Raw genomic sequence first — 15,760 nt, forward strand, 5'->3', positions numbered from 1 at the left:
CTCAGGGGCCGAACGGGTCGGGCCGTCGCTCCAGCAACGTGTGCAGGGTCTGCTGGATGGTCTCCCGCACCTGGTCGGCGAGGTTGAACACCACCAGCGGGTCGTCCGCCGAGTCGGTCAGGTGGGCCGTCGGGATGGGTGGGCAGAACTCGATCAGCCACTTGCTGGGCAGCGGCACCATGCCCAGCGGGCCGAGCCACGGGAAGGTCGGCGTGACCGGGAAGTAGGGCAGCTTGAGCAGTCGGGCCAGGGGCTTGATGTCGGCGAGCATCGGGTAGATCTCCTCGCCACCGACGATGGCGACCGGCACGATCGGGGTGCCCGTGCGCAGCGCCGCCGAGACGAAACCGCCCCGCCCGAACCGTTGCAGCTTGTACCGGTCGGCGTAGAGCTTGCCGATCCCCTTGAAGCCCTCGGGGAACACACCGACCAGGTCTCCCCCACCGAGCAGCCGTTCGGCGTCCGGGTTGCAGGCCACAGTGCCGCCGGTCTTGCGGGCGAGCTCGGACACCACCGGCATCCGGAAGACCAGGTCGGCGCCGAGCAGCCGTAGGTAGCGGTGGGCAGGGTGCTTGTCGTGCAGCGCAGCCGAGAGGATCAACGCGTCCAGCGCCACCGTGCCCGAGTGGTTGCCGACCACCAGTGCGGGCCCGTCGACCGGCACGTGCTCCACCCCACTGACCTCGGTGCGGAACCAGTCCCGGTAGAGCAGCCTCAGCAGCGGGTGGAAGACCGCGTCGGTCAACTCCGGGTCGAAGCCGAACTCGTCGACCTCGTAGTCGCCGGCGAGCCGTCGGCGCAGGAACGCCAGGCCGTTGGCGACCTTGCGGTCCCAGTGGTCCCCCGGCCGGTCCGCCACGGCTGGCGGGGTGCCACCCGGCGTCGATGCGTCGACCGGGGCGCCCGCGTCCGCGCCGACGGGCTCGTCGGTGGCCGCGGTGTCGACCTCGTCGGCCGGCGTGGGCGTCGGTGTCGGGGCGACCTGCGCCGCCGGCCGATGACCGTTGCGCCGCGCCGGGTCCGCGTCCGCTGCGGGCGACTGCTGGGGTACGTCGAAGCGCCCGACCCCCTGCGGGTCACGCCCCTCTGCCGGCCCGGTCATGACGCCACCTCGGTTCGCGACTGCGCGGCTCGTACAACCGGCTGACTCCTCGCGCTCATGGCCGCTCCTGAACCGCGGAGCGGACCTGCCGGATGCCGTCCAGGACGAGCTGCTCGGCAACGGCCAACTGACCCCGGGTGACCACCACCCCACCCTGGTGGGCGCGGATGAAGTCCTCGAACGCCTTGGCGGTGGAGCGGGGCGTGAAGCCGTACTCCTGCTCAAGTCGGCTGGTGTCGACCACCCGGCCGTGCACGAAGAGGTCGACCTGGTCCAGGCCGTAACGGCCGAAGCCCATGCTGCGGGCCAGCGCGGCGGCACCGGAGAGGCCCGGTTCCAACACCGGCACGGCCACCCGTCCGGCTCGCCGGATCGCCTGGGACAGCGACAACACCCCTGGGCCGGCGACGTTGTACGTGCCCGGGTGATCTTCCACGATCGACCGGTGCAGCACCTCCAACGCGTCGTCGAAGTGCAGGAACTGCAGACGGGGGTCACGGCCGAAGACGGTCGGCACGAAGGGCTGCGCGAAGTAGCGGGTCAACGTGGTGTCGGCGGTCGAGCCGATGAACGGCGCGAAGCGCAGCACCGTCGCGGTGACGTCGGACCGACGGCGCCGGAAACCGCGGACGTAGCCTTCAAGGTCGAGGATGTCGCGGCCGAAACCGCCGCGCGGGACCTCGCGTGGCTCGGTCTCCTCGGTGAAGACCGCCGGGTCCCGGAACGACACCCCGTACGCGGCGGTGGACGAGCGGACCACGATCTTGCGCAGCCGAGGTGCCCGTTGGCACGCGGCCAGCAGGTGCATGGTGCCGATGACGTTCTGGTCCTTCATGGCCGACCGGCCACCGTGCTGCGGGTCGGGAGAGCTGACCAGCGCGAGGTGCACCACCGCGTCGACGTCCAGGTCGGCGAGGAGCCCACCGAGCGCATCGTTGTCGACGCGGATCCGTTCGACCCGGTCGAGCAGGTCGGTGAACTCGGTGCCCGAGTCCGGTGCGTCCACCCCGATGACCCGCTCGATCCGCGGGTCGGCGGCGAGTCGGGCCGCCACGTGGGCACCCAGATAGCGGCCGACCCCGGTGACGACGACGACCCCCGGAGCACCTGAGGTGCCACCGGGGGTCATCTGACGCACCTACCCCGGCAGGATGGACCGAGCCGGGACGACCACGGCCTGATCACCTGAGCCTCCGGGGGTCGACAGTTTGGCAAGTGACGCCGAACGCCGGGCTCTGAGCCCGGCGGCGATCACTTGCCGAGACGGCGACGCTGGACGCGGGTCTTGCGCAGCAGCTTGCGGTGCTTCTTCTTAGCCATGCGCTTACGGCGCTTCTTGACCACCGAGCCCATACGACAGCCTTTCGATACAACGTTCGGGGCGGACCGGATGACACCACGCAGGTGGCGACGGCGACCGCTTGCGGACAACGGACCGGACCAGTCTGGGCGGCGGGACGCACCGGTGGGGTCTCGGTCGGGCTCCAGGGTAGCCGCAGAGCGTCAGCCGGACCAACGCGCCCCCGTCGGGGCCACCTTTCGCTCGCGACTGCGGGGCTCGCAAGCTCACTCATCACGCTCACCGATGCCGGTTACAAGGCACCTGGAAGGCGGAACGGTGGCTCAGGCGGTTTCCTGAAAAGCACCCCGAAGATATTCGTGCACCGCATGCTCGGGCACCCGGAACGAGCGGCCGACCCGGACGGCGGTGAGCTCACCGCTGTGCACCAGTCGATAGACCGTCATCTTCGACACCCGCATGACCGTCGCCACCTCAGCGACGGTCAGGAACTTGACCTCCGACAGCCGTCCGTCGGACTGCGACCCGGCCATGGCTCACCGACCCATCCCATGCCCGGCGCGTGCCAACCCGACGGATGCTCCGGGCCGGGCCGGCGACGCGCGTGTTACCAGTACGGTAGCGGGGCGGTTGTGACCGGCGCGATCCCTTCGTACAACTGATCATGCTTCGATCGCTGGTTCACCCGATCCGTGCTCCCGGTATCTGCCCGCCTGCGACCGTCGTCCGATTGCTCCGACCCTGCTCATTCGGCGCGCAGCGCGACCACCGGATCGAGCCGGCCGGCGCGCTGCGCGGGCACGACCCCGAAGACGATGCCCACCACCGCCGAGACGCCGAAGGCGAGCGCCAACGACCACCAGGTGATCGCGGCGGGGATCGGCGACAGCGCGTTGACCAGCAGGGCGGTCCCCACGCCCAGCGCCATCCCGGTCAGCCCACCGATCGTGGTGAGCAGCACCGCTTCGAGCAGGAACTGCACCCCGATGTCGCGCGGGCGCGCGCCGACGGCCTTGCGGAGCCCGATCTCCCGGGTCCGCTCCCGGACGCTGACCAGCATGATGTTGGAGACGCCGACGCCGCCGACGAGCAACGAGATGCCGGCGATGGCGGCCAGGACGCCAGTGAGGACGCCGAGGATGTCGCCGAGCACACCGAGGATCTGCTGCTGGGTGACCGCGCTGAACTCGGTGTCGGGGTGGCGGCGGTTGAGTTCGGCGACGATCCGTTCGCCCAGTTCGTCGATGCGCTCCCGGTCGGGGGCCTTCACCGCGATGCCGTCCACCCGCTGGGTGCCCCACAGTCGCTGCGCGGCGGTCACCGGTACGTGCACCTCGTCGTCCCGGTCGACACCGAGGCTCTGCCCCAGTGGCGCGAAGACGCCGATCACCCGGAACCGCACCCCGGCCAGCGCCACCTGCTGGCCGAGCGGGTCCCGGTCGGGGAAGAGCGCGCGGGCCACCGAGTCGCCGAGCACCGCCACCCGCCGACTGGTGTCCACGTCGGTGCCCGTGAGGTAGCGGCCCCGGGCCAGCGACCGGGTGAACACCGCCGGGGTGGTCTCCAGCACCCCCTGCACTGTCGTGAAGTCCGAGCGGGCACCGGCTCGCGCGGTCGCACCGGAGGCGACGGTGACCGCCACCCGGTCCGGGTCGCCGACCACCCTGGTGACGGCGTCCACGTCCTTGAGGGTCAGCGGGGAGACCACCGGCGCGTTGCCCACCTCGATCCGGCCGGGGACGACCAGCAGCAGGTTGGAGCCGAGGCCCTCGACCTGTTGCTCGACCTTCTGCTTGGTGCCGGTGCCGATGGCCACCAGCAGGACCACCGAGGCCACCCCGATGATCACCCCGAGCATGGTCAGCGCGCTGCGCAGCCGGTTGGCCCGTAGGGCGTCCAGTGCCACCCGCCACGCCTCGGCGACCCTCACGTCGCACCTCCGGGCCGCTGGACACCGGGCTCGCCCGGGTCGGCCCCGTGCGGAAGGCGCCCGGTGGCTCCGGCGGCGCCACCGGAGCCACCGGACGGGTGCCCCGGACCGCTTCCGGACGCGGACCGGGGCTCCGCGCTGGGAGCGGGGACCAGTGTCGCAGGTCGACCGTGATCAACGGACGGCGGTCGATCATGGTCGGAGTGCGGGTCGTCGCCGTCCGCGCCTGCCGGGCGTACGGCCGCGGCGCTGTCCGCAACGACCGCGCCGTCGCGCATCGTGATCCGGCGACGCGCCCGCGCCGCCACCTCCTGGTCGTGGGTGACCATCACCAGCGCCACCCCGGACTCCGCGTTCAGTCGCTCCAACAGCTCCAGCACCGCCGCGCCGGTGACGCTGTCCAGGTTGCCGGTGGGCTCGTCGGCCAACAGCACCGTCGGCTCGGTGACCAGTGCGCGGGCGATCGCCACCCGCTGCTGCTCACCGCCGGACATCTGGTTGGGCCGGTGGTCGAGCCGGTGCCCGAGGCCGACGCGGCCGAGCATCGCCGCCGCCCGCTCGCGGCGCTGCCGGGCCGACACCCCCCGGTAGACCAGCGGCAGGGCCACGTTCTCCACCGCCGAGGTACGCGGCAGCAGGTGGAACGCCTGGAAGACGAACCCGATCGTCTCGTTGCGCAGGGTCGCCATCTCCGGCGGGGCCAGCGCGTTGACGTCCCGCCCGCCGATCACCAGACGGCCACCGGTCGGCCGGTCCAGCCCACCGAGCAGGTGCATGAGCGTGGACTTGCCCGAGCCGGACGGGCCGACCAGGGCCACGTAGTCCCCCGGTTGCACGACCAGCGACACCCCCCGCAACGCCTCCACGGACACCCCGTCGAGGTGGTACGTCCGGGACACGTCCACCGCCTCGATCGCCGGCGGGACGCCGGTCACCGCACCTCCTGGCCGTCGCGCACCTGGTCGGTGCCGCGCACCACGATCCGGTCACCGGGTTGGACACCGTTGAGGATCTGCACCAGATCCGACCCCTGGACGCCCACGGTCACCGCCGCCCGGCCGGCCCTGCCGTCGCGGACCACCCAGACCGCGTCCCGGCCGTCGGCGGAGAACACCGCAGAGGCGGGAACGGTCACCGCGTCGGCTGCCTCGCGGACCCGCAGGTGGACGATCGCGTTCATTCCCGGGCGGGGCGTCGGAGCGGGCTCGTCCTCGGCCAGCTTCCCGGCGCCCAGTGCGAGGCGCACCCGGTAGCTGACCCCGCCCTGCGCCGAGCTGGTGGGCAGCACGTCAACCGAGCGGACGGTGGCGTCGTAGCTGGCGCCGGTGACGGCGTCCAGCTCGACAGTGGCCGTCACACCGGCCTTGACCAGCAGCACGTCGGTCTCGTCCACCTCGGCGAGCAGCCCCAGCTGCCCGGTGTCGACCACGGTCAGCACCGGCGTGCCGGCGGTGACCCGGCCGCCGACCGCGACCGCGTCGTCCACCCCGGCCGGCGGTCCACCCTGGCTGGGGGCCAGCACCGACGGGTCGAGGCCGGCGGCCTGAGCGCCACCGGCCTGCTCCAACAGCCCGGCGAGGCCTCCGGTCGCGCCGCCGCCGGCCCGGGTGCCGCCGGGTTGCACCACACCGGCGATCGGAGCGCGCAGGGTCAGCGCGTCGACTGTCGCCTTCGCCAGGTCGTACCCCTGCTGTGCCTGGAGCCGCTGCGCCGCGGACAGCGCGCCGACGGCGGAGTTCAGCCCGCTGATCCCCCGCTGCACCGCGCGGACGGCCTGGTCGGCGCTCCGGGCGGCGGCAGCGTACTGCCGCTGGGCGGACGTCACCTGGGTCAGCAGCGCGTTCTTCAACTGCGGGTCGGCGATCTTCTCGGCGGCCTTCCGGGCGGCGTCGAACGCCTCGTTCGCGGCCTTGTCGGTGTCGCGCCGGCTGCCGGTCAGGTCACCCGTCGAGACACCCCGCCCGGCGCGCTTCGCCGCGTTCAACGCCTCCTTCGCCTGCCGCAGCCGCTGCTGGGCGGAGGGCGAGTCGACCACCGCGAGAACCTGGCCACGCTTCACCGACTGTCCCGGTTGGACACGCAGGCTGGACAGGGTGCCGTCGGCGGGAGCGGTCAGGGTGGCGGCGGCCCGGGCCGTCACCGTCGCCGGCGCGTCGATGACCTCGCTGACCGGGTTGCGGGCGGCCGAGGCGAGCGCGACAGGCGGCTGGTCGTCACCGCACGAGGCGGCGGTGGTGGCGGTGAGGACGGCGACGGCGGTCAGGGCGATGAGCAGGCGGGGCCGCGTGGTGCTGGCGGGCCGCGGCAACTGAGGGCGGCGCACCCATCGATGGTACGACCAGCCGTCCCGGCGACCGCGAGCCGCTCGGTTGCTCCCGCCCCGAGGCCCTGGACGACGAGGTGTCGGTCAGCCGGCGGCGGCGCGGACGTACGCGACGCACTCGTCGTGCAACGTCGACCACTGCTCGCCGAACGCCTTCTCGGCGGCCACGTCGAGGGTCCTGCGATCGTGCACCACGGTCTTGAAGAAGGTGAGCAACCGCAGCGGTCCGTACCGGTCGACGAGGTGCCGGACGGCCAGGTAGCCGACGCCGTAACTGCCGCCGACGCGCTCGGCGGAGGCGTCGTCGGCGGGGTTGATGCCCTCCAACTGGCCATCCCAGCCGCCCCGGACCAGTTTCCGTACGTCGGCGATCCCCTCGTACCGGTCGACCGCCTGGCCGCCGGCGCCGGCGAACTCGGCCAGCCCTTCCACCAGCCACCAGGTGTCCTTGCCCGGGTAGCCGCGCTCCGGCAGTGAGGCCGCGTGGGTCAACTCGTGCCGGAGCAGGTCGTCGGTGCCGCTGCTGGACAGCCCGTCGGCGTTGAGCACCACCTCGTGGTGCCCGCCGCCCACTGTCACGGCGTAACCGCCGGTCCATTCTGGCCGGTCGCCGCCGTACCAGCGTTTCCACTCGTTCCGGCCGGCGTAGAAGATCCGGTAGCGGTCCGGCGGCGAGCCTGTCACCGCGTACCCGTCGGCGACCCTGGCCGCCGCCTCGGCCTGGGCGAGCAGGCCGGGCAGCTTGCCGCGCAGCGCCGGGGTGGTGGCGACAATGGTCCGCGCGCCGATCGCCACGGCCAGGTCGCTGATCTCCCAGGGGCGGGTGCCGGTCTCCACCGACCTGGATTCCTCCATGGCGACCAACCGGGGCTGGTCGCCGTTCTCCCGCCAGCGGGTGCCGATCAGCACCGGGCTGGGCTGGCAGTTCGGTGCGACGAAGCAGTACTGGAACCGCACCAGGAGCCGCCACTCGCCCGGCTTGTCGGTGATCGGCGCGGGCAGACCGCTCGGCTCGGCCCGCCAGACGGTGACCTTCAGCCCGCGTAGGGCGGCGAAGCGGCGGAGCAGGTCACTGTGCGCGGCGGGGTCGGCGACGGCGAGGAAACCGGCGCGGTCGCCGCCGAGCAGGGCCGTGGACTGCCGTTGAAGCTGGGCGGTCATCCGGTCGGCCAGCCCTCGGGCCACCGTGGTGGCGGGATCGTCGGCCGTCGAGACGCCGGCCCGGCTGATCGTGGACCGGGCGCCGTTCTCCCGGATCACTCCGACGACGAGCAGCGCCGGCAGGCCACAGCCCAGCAGCAGGAAGACCACCACGAGCACCGTCCACAGCGGCCAGAGCCGCCGTGGTGCTGGCTGCTGCACCCCGTCAGTCACCCGCCGAAGGGTACGACCAATTGCTGAGAGGGGCGAGGCCGACCCTAGACACCGGTGCACACCGCCAGGAAGCCGAGCAGCTCCTCGGCGGTGCGCTGCGGCCGGTCGGCGTGCGGGTAGTGGCCGGACTCCTCGATCATCCGGGCCTCGGCGGTGCGGAAAAGCCGGCGGGCGGCCCGGGCCTGCGCGCCCGGATCGGGGAAGTCCGGATCCTTGGAACCCATCAGCACCAGCACGGGTTGCCGAACCTGGGGGGCGCGGGCCGTCCAGTGCGGCTCGGCCGGCGCGATCACGCCGCGCGTCGCGGCCATCCGGCCAGGTTCACGCAGGTTGGCCACCATCGACCGGCGGTACGCGGCGTCGTCGGCGGGCCGGTGCACCGGGAAGAGCGTGTTGTGGAACCTCCCGAACAGTCGCGGGCTGCGCAGCACTGCGGCCTGCGTCAGCCGCAGCAGCGGGTTGAGCTTCGGCTGCCCGACGAACGCGCCGATCTGCACGATGCCGGAGACCAGCTCCGGGGCGTCGGTGGCGGCGAAGACCACCGCCGCGGCGCCGGACGAGCTGCCGACCAGCACGGCCGGCCCGGCATCGAGGTCGCGGACCACGGCCAACAGGTCGGCGCCGACCTCGGCCGGTGCGTACGTGGGCCAGCCGGCACTGGACTCCCCGTGCCCCCGGACGTCGACCTGGGCGACCCGGTAACCGGCTGTCACCAGCAGTGGCGTGAGGTGCCGGAAGCTCGCCCGGTTCTCCCCCATGCCGTGCACGAGGACGACCAGCGGGCCCTGCCCGTGCGCCTCGTACGCGATGTGTCCGCCGTCGCGCCGCACCTGGCCACTTGTCACAGCTCAGAAGCTAAGGCTCCTGGTCAAGGTCGTCACCCGGATCACGCGAAACGGGCCGGCGCCGACCCCGGGGGGTGACCGCCGGCCCGTCGACCGATGTCGGGTTACTTCTTGGAGATCAGGGCGCGGCCGAAGAAGACCAGGTTGGCCGGGCGCTCGGCGAGCCGGCGCATCAGGTAGCCGTACCACTCGTCGCCGTACGGGACGTAGGTCCGCACTGTGTAGCCCTCGCCCGCGAGGCGCGCCTGCTCCTCGGGGCGGATGCCGTAGAGCATCTGGAACTCGAAGCGCTCCGGCCCCCGGTCGAACCACCGGGCCCGGTCCTCACCGATGGCGATCATCCGGGGGTCGTGGGTGGCCAGCATCGGGTAGCCGTCGCCGGACATCAGGATGTTCATGCAGCGCACGTACGACTTGTCCACCTCACGGGCCGACTGGTAGGCCACCGACTCCGGCTCCTTGTAGGCGCCCTTGCACAGCCGCACCCGCGACCCGGCCGAGGACAGCTCCCGGCAGTCCGACTCGGTCCGGCGCAGGTATGCCTGGAGCACCGCGCCGGTCGACGGGAAGTCCTTGCGCAGCCTGCCCAGCACCTCCAGCGTCGAGTCGGTGGTGGTGTGGTCCTCCATGTCCAGGGTGACAGTGGTGCCCGCCGCGTCGGCCGCCGCGCAGATCGCCCGCGCGTTGTCGTACGCCAACTGCTCGTCGAACATCTGGCCGAGCGCGGACAGCTTCACACTCACCTCGGCGGCCGGGGTCAGCCCCGCGGCGGCGAGCATCTTCAGCAGCTTCAGGTATTCGTCGCGGGTGGCGACGGCCTGCTCGGGGGTGACGGTGTCCTCACCGAGGTGGTCGAGGGTGACCGCGAGACCGTCGTCGACGAGCCCGCGGGTCGCGCGCAACGCGTCGTCGGTGGCAGCGCCGGCGACGAACCGGCGGACGACGTCCCGGGTGTACGGGGCAGTCGCGACGAGCCGCTCGACCTGGGATGACCGGGAGGCGGCGAGGATGACGGAACGGAGCATGAGCCGAGCGTAACGCCCCTGCCAGGCCCTCCGCCGAGGGGCGGCGGTGCGGCCCGCCCGGATGCCGGGAAGGGTCCGTTCCACAACAAAACCCCTCCTGACCCAGGGGCGGGACGGCGGCGGTGGCGCCGATCGGCTACAACGATGCCGTGGACCAACGCCCCCGCCGCCGGCTCCGGTCGGCCTCCGTGCAGCTCGGCGCGCTCACCGCTCTCGCGCTCGCCCTTTCCGGCTGCAACATGACCTCGGACGACGACGATGACGACGACTGCGCCCTCGGGCCCGTCGGCGGCGGCGACACTGTCGCGCTGGCGATGCGGGTCCCCGACTCCGCCGCCGGTCGTGCCGCCCCGGAGCCGACCACCGCGGCTCTGCCCGATCGCGGCGGGTTCGGCACCCACCTCGCCGCCTGCGGCGGCTGACATGCGCCGTGTGACGGTCACACCCCGACCCGACTGGGACACCACCATCCGGGAGCAGGGGCTGGTCTACGTCGACACCGAACTGCCGGACGGCGGGATCATGTCGTACTGGGACGAGACCGCCGCATACGCCTTCGACCTGGACGAGGTGCTGCGCCTGGAGGAAGCCACCGAGGAGCTGCACCGGATGTCCGTGGCCGCCGCCGAGCACGTGGTGACCCGCCGCCGGTACGCCGAGTTCGGCATCCCGGAGTGGGCGGCCGACGCGGTGGCCCGGTCACTGCGCGAGGCGCCACCCACCCTCTACGGGCGCTTCGACCTGGCGTACGACGGCACCTGGCCACCGAAGATGCTGGAATACAACGCGGACACCCCGACCGCGCTGGTCGAGGCGAGCATCATCCAGTGGTACTGGCTGGAGGAGACCCGGCCGGAGCTGGATCAGTGGAACAGCCTGCACGAGCGGCTGGTCGGCGCCTGGGCCAAGATCGGGGCTGGGTTGCACGAGCGCCGGGTGCACGTGCTCTGGTCGAACGAGGAGGAGTCCGGCGAGGACCACATGACCGCCGGCTACCTCGCCGAGACCGCTCGACAGGCCGGCCTCGACGTCGAGCTGCTCCCCATCCAGAAGATCGGCTGGGACGGCCGGCGTTTCGTCGACGCCGACGACCTTCCGGTGACCACGTGCTTCAAGCTCTACCCGTGGGAGTGGATGCTGGCCGAGCCGTACGGGCCGGCGGCGCTGGCCCCGGGCACCCCGACCACCTGGATCGAGCCGGCCTGGAAGCTGCTGCTGTCCAACAAGGCGCTGCTCGCCGTCCTGTGGGAGCTGTACCCCGACCACGAGTACCTGCTCCCGGCGTACCTCGACTCGCCGCGCGGCATGTCCGAGTACGTGGCCAAGCCCCTGCTCGGCCGGGAGGGCGGCTCGGTGCGCATCGTCACCGCCGACGAGGAGATCACCAACCCGGGGATCTACGGCGACGAGGGCTGGTGCTACCAGGAGTTCCGGGCGCTGCCGCAGTTCGCGGGCAACCGGATGGTGCTGGGCAGTTGGATCGTCGACGGCGAATCGGCCGGGGTGGGGGTGCGGGAGAGCGCCAGCCTGATCACCGACGGCTACGCGCGGTTCCTGCCGCACTACATCGACGCGCCGCGCACCCCGTGAGTCGTCTACCGTTGGGGGCGTGAACTTCGACGCGTACGCCCGGACCGGTGTTGACCTGGTCAACGCCCGCCTGGACGACCTCGACGACCTGCGGGCCCTCTTCCCCGACGACAACGCCTGGATGCGCGACGAAGTCGCGGACCGGGACGTCGCGATCTTCCGACGGGCCCAGAAGCGGTTGCGCGACGTCTTCGAGTACGGCACCTCCGGTCGTGACGGCCTGGCGGTCACCGAGCTGAACGCGCTGCTGGAGGCGTTTCCGGTGCAGCCGCGCATCTCCGGGCACGACTCCAGCGACTGGCACATGCACGTGACCAGCCGGGGCGCCTCGGTCAGTGCCGAATACCTGGCCGGCGCGGTCTGGGGGCTGTCGGTCTGGCTCTGCGAGTACGGCAGCGCCCGGTTCGGGGTCTGCGCCGACGAGCGGTGCGGCAACGTCTACCTGGACACGTCGTCCAACTGCTGCCGGAGGTTCTGCTCGGAGCGGTGCGCCACCCGCTCGCACGTGGCGGCGCACCGGGCCCGCAAGCGGGCGGCAATCGGCGAGCAGGTGACGGTCGCCGCGCAGCCGACCGCCGGCGTCGACTCGCTCTCGCCGGTCAGCTGACACCGCCACCGCCCGGTTCGGGCGGACGGGTCAGACGTCGACAGGTGACGGCGCGGTCAGGTGCTGGCGGGCGAACTCCAGCGCGGCGCGCAGGTCGGCCTCGCGCACCGCGCGGCTCTTCGCGCCCCGGGTGGCGACCTCCACCGCCACCGACCCGGTGAAGCCACGCCCGGCCAGCGAGGAGAGCAGCTCACCGCACGGCTGGGTGCCGCGACCGGGCACCAGGTGCTCGTCGCGGCCCTCACCGGTGCCGTCGCCGAGGTGCACGTGCGCCAGGCCGGCGCCCATCCGGTCGGCCATCTCCAGCGGGTCGCTGTGCGAGGCCGCGCAGTGCGACAGATCCAGGGTGTACGACGGGTAGCCGGTGTCGGTGGGATCCCAACCCGGGACGTACGGGACGAACTGCCGACCGGCCATCCGCACCGGGTACATGTTCTCCACGGCGAAGCGCAGCCCGGGGAACCGGTCCCCGACGGTGGCCAGCCCCTCGGTGAAGTTGCGCGCGTAGTCCCGCTGCCAGGTGAACGGCGGGTGCACCACGACGGTCGGCGCCTCCAGCGTCTCGGCCAGCTCGGCGGCCTTGCGTAGCCGCTCCCACGGGTCCGGGCTCCACACCCGCTGGGTGACCAGCAGGCAGGGCGCGTGCACCGAGAGCACCGGCACGCCGTAGTGCTCCGAGAGGCCGCGCAGCGCGCCAACGTCCTGGCTGACCACGTCGGTCCAGACCATCACCTCGACGCCGTCGTAGCCGAGTGCCGCAGCCAGTTGGAACGCCGCCGCGGTCGGCTCGGGAAAGACCGACGAGCTGGACAGGAGCACGGGAACGCGGGAAGTCACATCAACCAGCGTAGCCCGGCAGCGCCCGGGACATCGTGACGAGCGCCGGCAAACCGACCGAAACCGGGAGCCCGCTCAGATCGGTTCGAGTTGATCCAGCCGACGGAGGATGACCCCCTCGCGCAGCGCCCACGGACAGATGTCCAGCGAGTCCAGATCCAGGCGGCGCATCACCGCCTCGGCGACCACCGCGCCGGCCAGCAACTGGTGGGCCCGACCCGCACTGACACCCTCCAGCTCCATGAGCTGCGCCGGTGGGATGTGCCGAATGAACCCGATGACCTGCCGCAACCCGGCGCGGGTCAGGCTGCGACGCACCCAGAGCCCCGAACCGGACGGTGCCGCCCCGGCCAGTCGGGCCAGGGTGCGGAACGTCTTCGAGGTGGCCACCGTCCGATCCCAGCCGACCTCGGTCATCTGGTCGACCACCTTGTCCAGCCGGCCGTCCACGTACTCGCGGAGCTTCTCGACGGCCTCCGCCGACGGCGGGGCCGCGCTGGCCGGGTCGACCCGCAGTCGCTCCCGGGTCAGCCGGCCGGCGCCGAGCGGCAGCGAGACCGCGGCGGCAGGGTCCTCGTCGATCCCGGCGGCGATCTCCAGGGAGCCACCGCCGATGTCCAGCACCAGCAGCCGACCAGCCGACCAGCCGAACCACCGCCGCACGGCCAGGAACGTCATCCGCGCCTCGTCCGCGCCGGAGAGCACCGCCAGCCGTACGCCGGTCTCGTCCCGGACCCGGGCCAGCACGTCGGCCGCGTTGGTGGCGTCGCGCACCGCGGACGTGGCGAACGCGATGAGGTCGTCGGCCTCCAGCCCGGCGGCCGCCGCCTTCGCCATGCCGACGGCCTTGACCAGCCCGTCGGCGCCCGCCTCGGTCAGCGCACCGTCGGGGCCGATCTGCTCGGCCAGCCGGAGCACCACCTTCTCGGAGTGCGCCGGCCACGGGTGCGCGCCGTGGTGCGCGTCAACCACGAGGAGGTGCACCGTGTTGGATCCAACGTCGAGGACACCCAGTCGCATGGTGAAGACCCTAGGCGCAACACGTTTGCGCGGCTCGCCGGCCTGCGGACGTCACCGCGCGTACGCTGGGCCGGGTGACGATGGAGCTCCGTGTGCTGGTGGACGACCCGGGCGATCCGCGCAGTCGCGAGGTGCCACTGGATTTTCCCCGGGAGTGGATCGAGTTCGCCGACCCGGCTGACGAGACGCACCTGATCCGGGCCGACCTGACCTGGCTGCTCTCCCGCTGGACCTGCATCTTCGGCAAGGGCTGCCACGGCATCATCGCCGGTCGGGCCTCCGACGGTTGCTGCTCGCACGGGGCGTTCTTCACCGACTCGGACGACGAGAAGCGGGTCCGCAACGCCGTCAAGCGGCTCACCCCGGAGACCTGGCAGCACTTCCGGCGCGGGTTCAAGAACTGGACCGACGAGGACACCATCGACGGCAAGAACCCGGCCCGCCGCACCGCCACCCAGGGCGCAGAGGGCCCGTGCGTGTTCCTCAACGACGCCGACTTCGTCGGTGGGGGTGGCTGCGCCCTGCACGCCCAGGCGTTGCGCGACGGGGTGCACCCGCTGGAATACAAGCCGGACGTCTGTTGGCAGTTGCCGATCCGCCGCGATCAGGACTGGGTCAAGCGCCCGGACAACTCCAAGGTGCTGGTCTCCACCCTGTCCGAGTTCGACCGGCGGGGCTGGGGAGCCGGCGGGCACGATCTGGACTGGTGGTGCACCTCCTCGACGGACGCGCACGTTGGCGCCGAGCCGATGTACCTGTCCTACGGGCCGGAGCTGACCGCCCTGATCGGCGCTGCCGCGTACCAGCGGCTGGCCGAGCTGTGCGCGGCCCGGACGAAGCAGGGCATGGTCGCCCCGCACCCCGCCGACCAACTGTGACGCGGCCACGCGACGACGACCCGGCACGGCGAGACGCCACCGACTTCGGCGGCCTCGCGGACGAGATCATCAACCGCCACGCCGCGCTGCTCGCTCGCTTGGAGAGCGACGCCACGACGGCTGCGGACGAGGAGCCCGGGGCATCGGGTGGGACGCCTTTGGAGCTGACTCGTCTACGACATCGGCGGACAGCCTGAAGGGGCCCGCGCCGAGCGCAGGCCCCTTCAGGTACGCCGATCACGGCTCGAACTTGTAGCCCAGACCCCGCACGGTGACGATGAAACGCGGCGCGGACGGCTCCGGCTCGATCTTGGAACGCAGCCGCTTCACGTGCACATCCAACGTCTTGGTGTCACCGACATAGTCGGCGCCCCAGACCCGGTCGATGAGCTGGCCACGGGTCAGCACCCGGCCCGCGTTGCGCAGCAGCAGCTCCAGCAGCTCGAACTCCTTCAACGGCAGCTGCACAGCGCCGCCGTCGACGGTCACCACGTGCCGCTCGATGTCCATCCGCACCGGCCCGGCGGCCAGCGTCGGGGCACCCGCCTCGGCCACCTCCGGGCTCTGCCGGCGCAGCACCGCCCGGATCCGGGCGACCAGTTCCCGCGGCGAGTACGGCTTGGTGACGTAGTCGTCGGCGCCGATCTCCAGCCCGACCACCTTGTCGATCTCGCTGTCCCGGGCGGTGACCATGATGATCGGCACGGCCGAGCGCTGCCGCAGTTGCCGGCAGACCTCGGTCCCCGACATCTCGGGCAACATCAGGTCGAGCAGCACGATGTCGGCGCCGGTCCGGTCGAACTCGGTGAGGGCGTCGGTTCCGGTCGCGGCGACCGAAACCTCGAAACCCTCCTTACGGAGCATGTACGACAAGGCGTCGGAGAACGACTCCTCGTCCTCGACCACGAGAACGCGGCTCAACGGGGATT

General features: G+C 72.2%; 17 protein-coding genes. 4 read left to right on the forward strand and 13 right to left on the reverse strand.

From position 1 onward, the window contains the following. Position 1: 1 nt before the first annotated feature. The 10 genes from CLT68_RS03650 to CLT68_RS03695 form a co-directional block, all read right to left on the reverse strand. On the reverse strand, positions 2 to 859 hold the full coding sequence (locus CLT68_RS03650) for a lysophospholipid acyltransferase family protein (protein ID WP_088952038.1): 858 nt from the start codon (positions 857 to 859) through the stop codon (positions 2 to 4). A 298-nt stretch (positions 860 to 1,157) separates the two neighbouring features. After that, entirely contained in the window at positions 1,158 to 2,231 is a 1,074-nt protein-coding gene (locus CLT68_RS03655; RefSeq protein WP_088952039.1) for an NAD-dependent epimerase/dehydratase family protein, read from the reverse strand. Positions 2,232 to 2,353: 122 nt separating this feature from the next. Beyond that, on the reverse strand, positions 2,354 to 2,455 hold the full coding sequence (locus tag CLT68_RS03660) for a 30S ribosomal protein bS22 (RefSeq protein ID WP_007465623.1): 102 nt from the start codon (positions 2,453 to 2,455) through the stop codon (positions 2,354 to 2,356). A 270-nt stretch (positions 2,456 to 2,725) separates the two neighbouring features. Continuing rightward, positions 2,726 to 2,935 (reverse strand): helix-turn-helix domain-containing protein, encoded by a 210-nt coding sequence (locus CLT68_RS03665; protein WP_007465625.1) that lies wholly within the window; start codon positions 2,933 to 2,935, stop codon positions 2,726 to 2,728. 212 nt (positions 2,936 to 3,147) lie between these two features. After that, positions 3,148 to 4,332: an ABC transporter permease gene (locus CLT68_RS03670; RefSeq protein ID WP_088950342.1), complete on the reverse strand. Its 1,185-nt coding sequence runs from the start codon at positions 4,330 to 4,332 to the stop codon at positions 3,148 to 3,150. Next, on the reverse strand, positions 4,329 to 5,267 hold the full coding sequence (locus tag CLT68_RS03675) for an ABC transporter ATP-binding protein (protein WP_099848837.1): 939 nt from the start codon (positions 5,265 to 5,267) through the stop codon (positions 4,329 to 4,331). Before CLT68_RS03675 ends, CLT68_RS03670 begins: the two co-directional genes overlap by 4 nt. Beyond that, positions 5,264 to 6,655 carry an efflux RND transporter periplasmic adaptor subunit gene (locus tag CLT68_RS03680; protein ID WP_099848839.1) on the reverse strand — a complete coding sequence of 464 codons (1,392 nt, stop codon included), beginning with the start codon at positions 6,653 to 6,655 and terminating at the stop codon, positions 5,264 to 5,266. Before CLT68_RS03680 ends, CLT68_RS03675 begins: the two co-directional genes overlap by 4 nt. 84 nt (positions 6,656 to 6,739) lie before the next feature. Next, on the reverse strand, positions 6,740 to 8,029 hold the full coding sequence (locus CLT68_RS03685) for a hypothetical protein (RefSeq protein WP_099848841.1): 1,290 nt from the start codon (positions 8,027 to 8,029) through the stop codon (positions 6,740 to 6,742). 44 nt (positions 8,030 to 8,073) lie between these two features. Then, positions 8,074 to 8,874 carry an alpha/beta fold hydrolase gene (locus CLT68_RS03690; protein ID WP_099848843.1) on the reverse strand — a complete coding sequence of 267 codons (801 nt, stop codon included), beginning with the start codon at positions 8,872 to 8,874 and terminating at the stop codon, positions 8,074 to 8,076. Positions 8,875 to 8,978: 104 nt separating this feature from the next. Beyond that, positions 8,979 to 9,899: a proline dehydrogenase family protein gene (locus tag CLT68_RS03695; RefSeq protein WP_088950347.1), complete on the reverse strand. Its 921-nt coding sequence runs from the start codon at positions 9,897 to 9,899 to the stop codon at positions 8,979 to 8,981. Positions 9,900 to 10,048: 149 nt separating this feature from the next. Here CLT68_RS03695 and CLT68_RS03700 point away from each other — a divergent pair, with 149 nt between their 5' ends. The 3 genes from CLT68_RS03700 to CLT68_RS03710 are packed head-to-tail and all read left to right on the forward strand — an operon-like array spanning position 10,049 to position 12,096. Continuing rightward, positions 10,049 to 10,321 carry a hypothetical protein gene (locus CLT68_RS03700; protein WP_343059842.1) on the forward strand — a complete coding sequence of 91 codons (273 nt, stop codon included), beginning with the start codon at positions 10,049 to 10,051 and terminating at the stop codon, positions 10,319 to 10,321. A gap of 1 nt (position 10,322) precedes the next feature. Next, positions 10,323 to 11,489 carry a glutathionylspermidine synthase family protein gene (locus CLT68_RS03705; protein WP_099848845.1) on the forward strand — a complete coding sequence of 389 codons (1,167 nt, stop codon included), beginning with the start codon at positions 10,323 to 10,325 and terminating at the stop codon, positions 11,487 to 11,489. Positions 11,490 to 11,508: 19 nt separating this feature from the next. After that, positions 11,509 to 12,096, forward strand: a complete 588-nt coding sequence (locus CLT68_RS03710) for a CGNR zinc finger domain-containing protein (protein WP_099848847.1) — start codon at positions 11,509 to 11,511, stop codon at positions 12,094 to 12,096. 30 nt (positions 12,097 to 12,126) lie between these two features. Here CLT68_RS03710 and CLT68_RS03715 read toward each other — a convergent pair whose 3' ends face one another. Further along, positions 12,127 to 12,933 (reverse strand): sugar phosphate isomerase/epimerase family protein, encoded by an 807-nt coding sequence (locus tag CLT68_RS03715; RefSeq protein ID WP_088950350.1) that lies wholly within the window; start codon positions 12,931 to 12,933, stop codon positions 12,127 to 12,129. A 75-nt stretch (positions 12,934 to 13,008) separates the two neighbouring features. After that, positions 13,009 to 13,953, reverse strand: a complete 945-nt coding sequence (locus CLT68_RS03720) for a Ppx/GppA phosphatase family protein (protein ID WP_088950351.1) — start codon at positions 13,951 to 13,953, stop codon at positions 13,009 to 13,011. 80 nt (positions 13,954 to 14,033) lie between these two features. On the opposite strand from CLT68_RS03720, the gene CLT68_RS03725 reads away from it, so the two are divergent. Next, entirely contained in the window at positions 14,034 to 14,831 is a 798-nt protein-coding gene (locus CLT68_RS03725; protein ID WP_099856753.1) for a DUF3109 family protein, read from the forward strand. 237 nt (positions 14,832 to 15,068) lie between these two features. Here the strand turns inward: CLT68_RS03725 and CLT68_RS03735 are convergent, their stop codons facing one another. Further along, positions 15,069 to 15,752 carry a response regulator transcription factor gene (locus CLT68_RS03735; RefSeq protein WP_030329696.1) on the reverse strand — a complete coding sequence of 228 codons (684 nt, stop codon included), beginning with the start codon at positions 15,750 to 15,752 and terminating at the stop codon, positions 15,069 to 15,071. Positions 15,753 to 15,760: the final 8 nt, after the last annotated feature.

The organism is Micromonospora sp. CNZ299 (assembly GCF_002754415.1).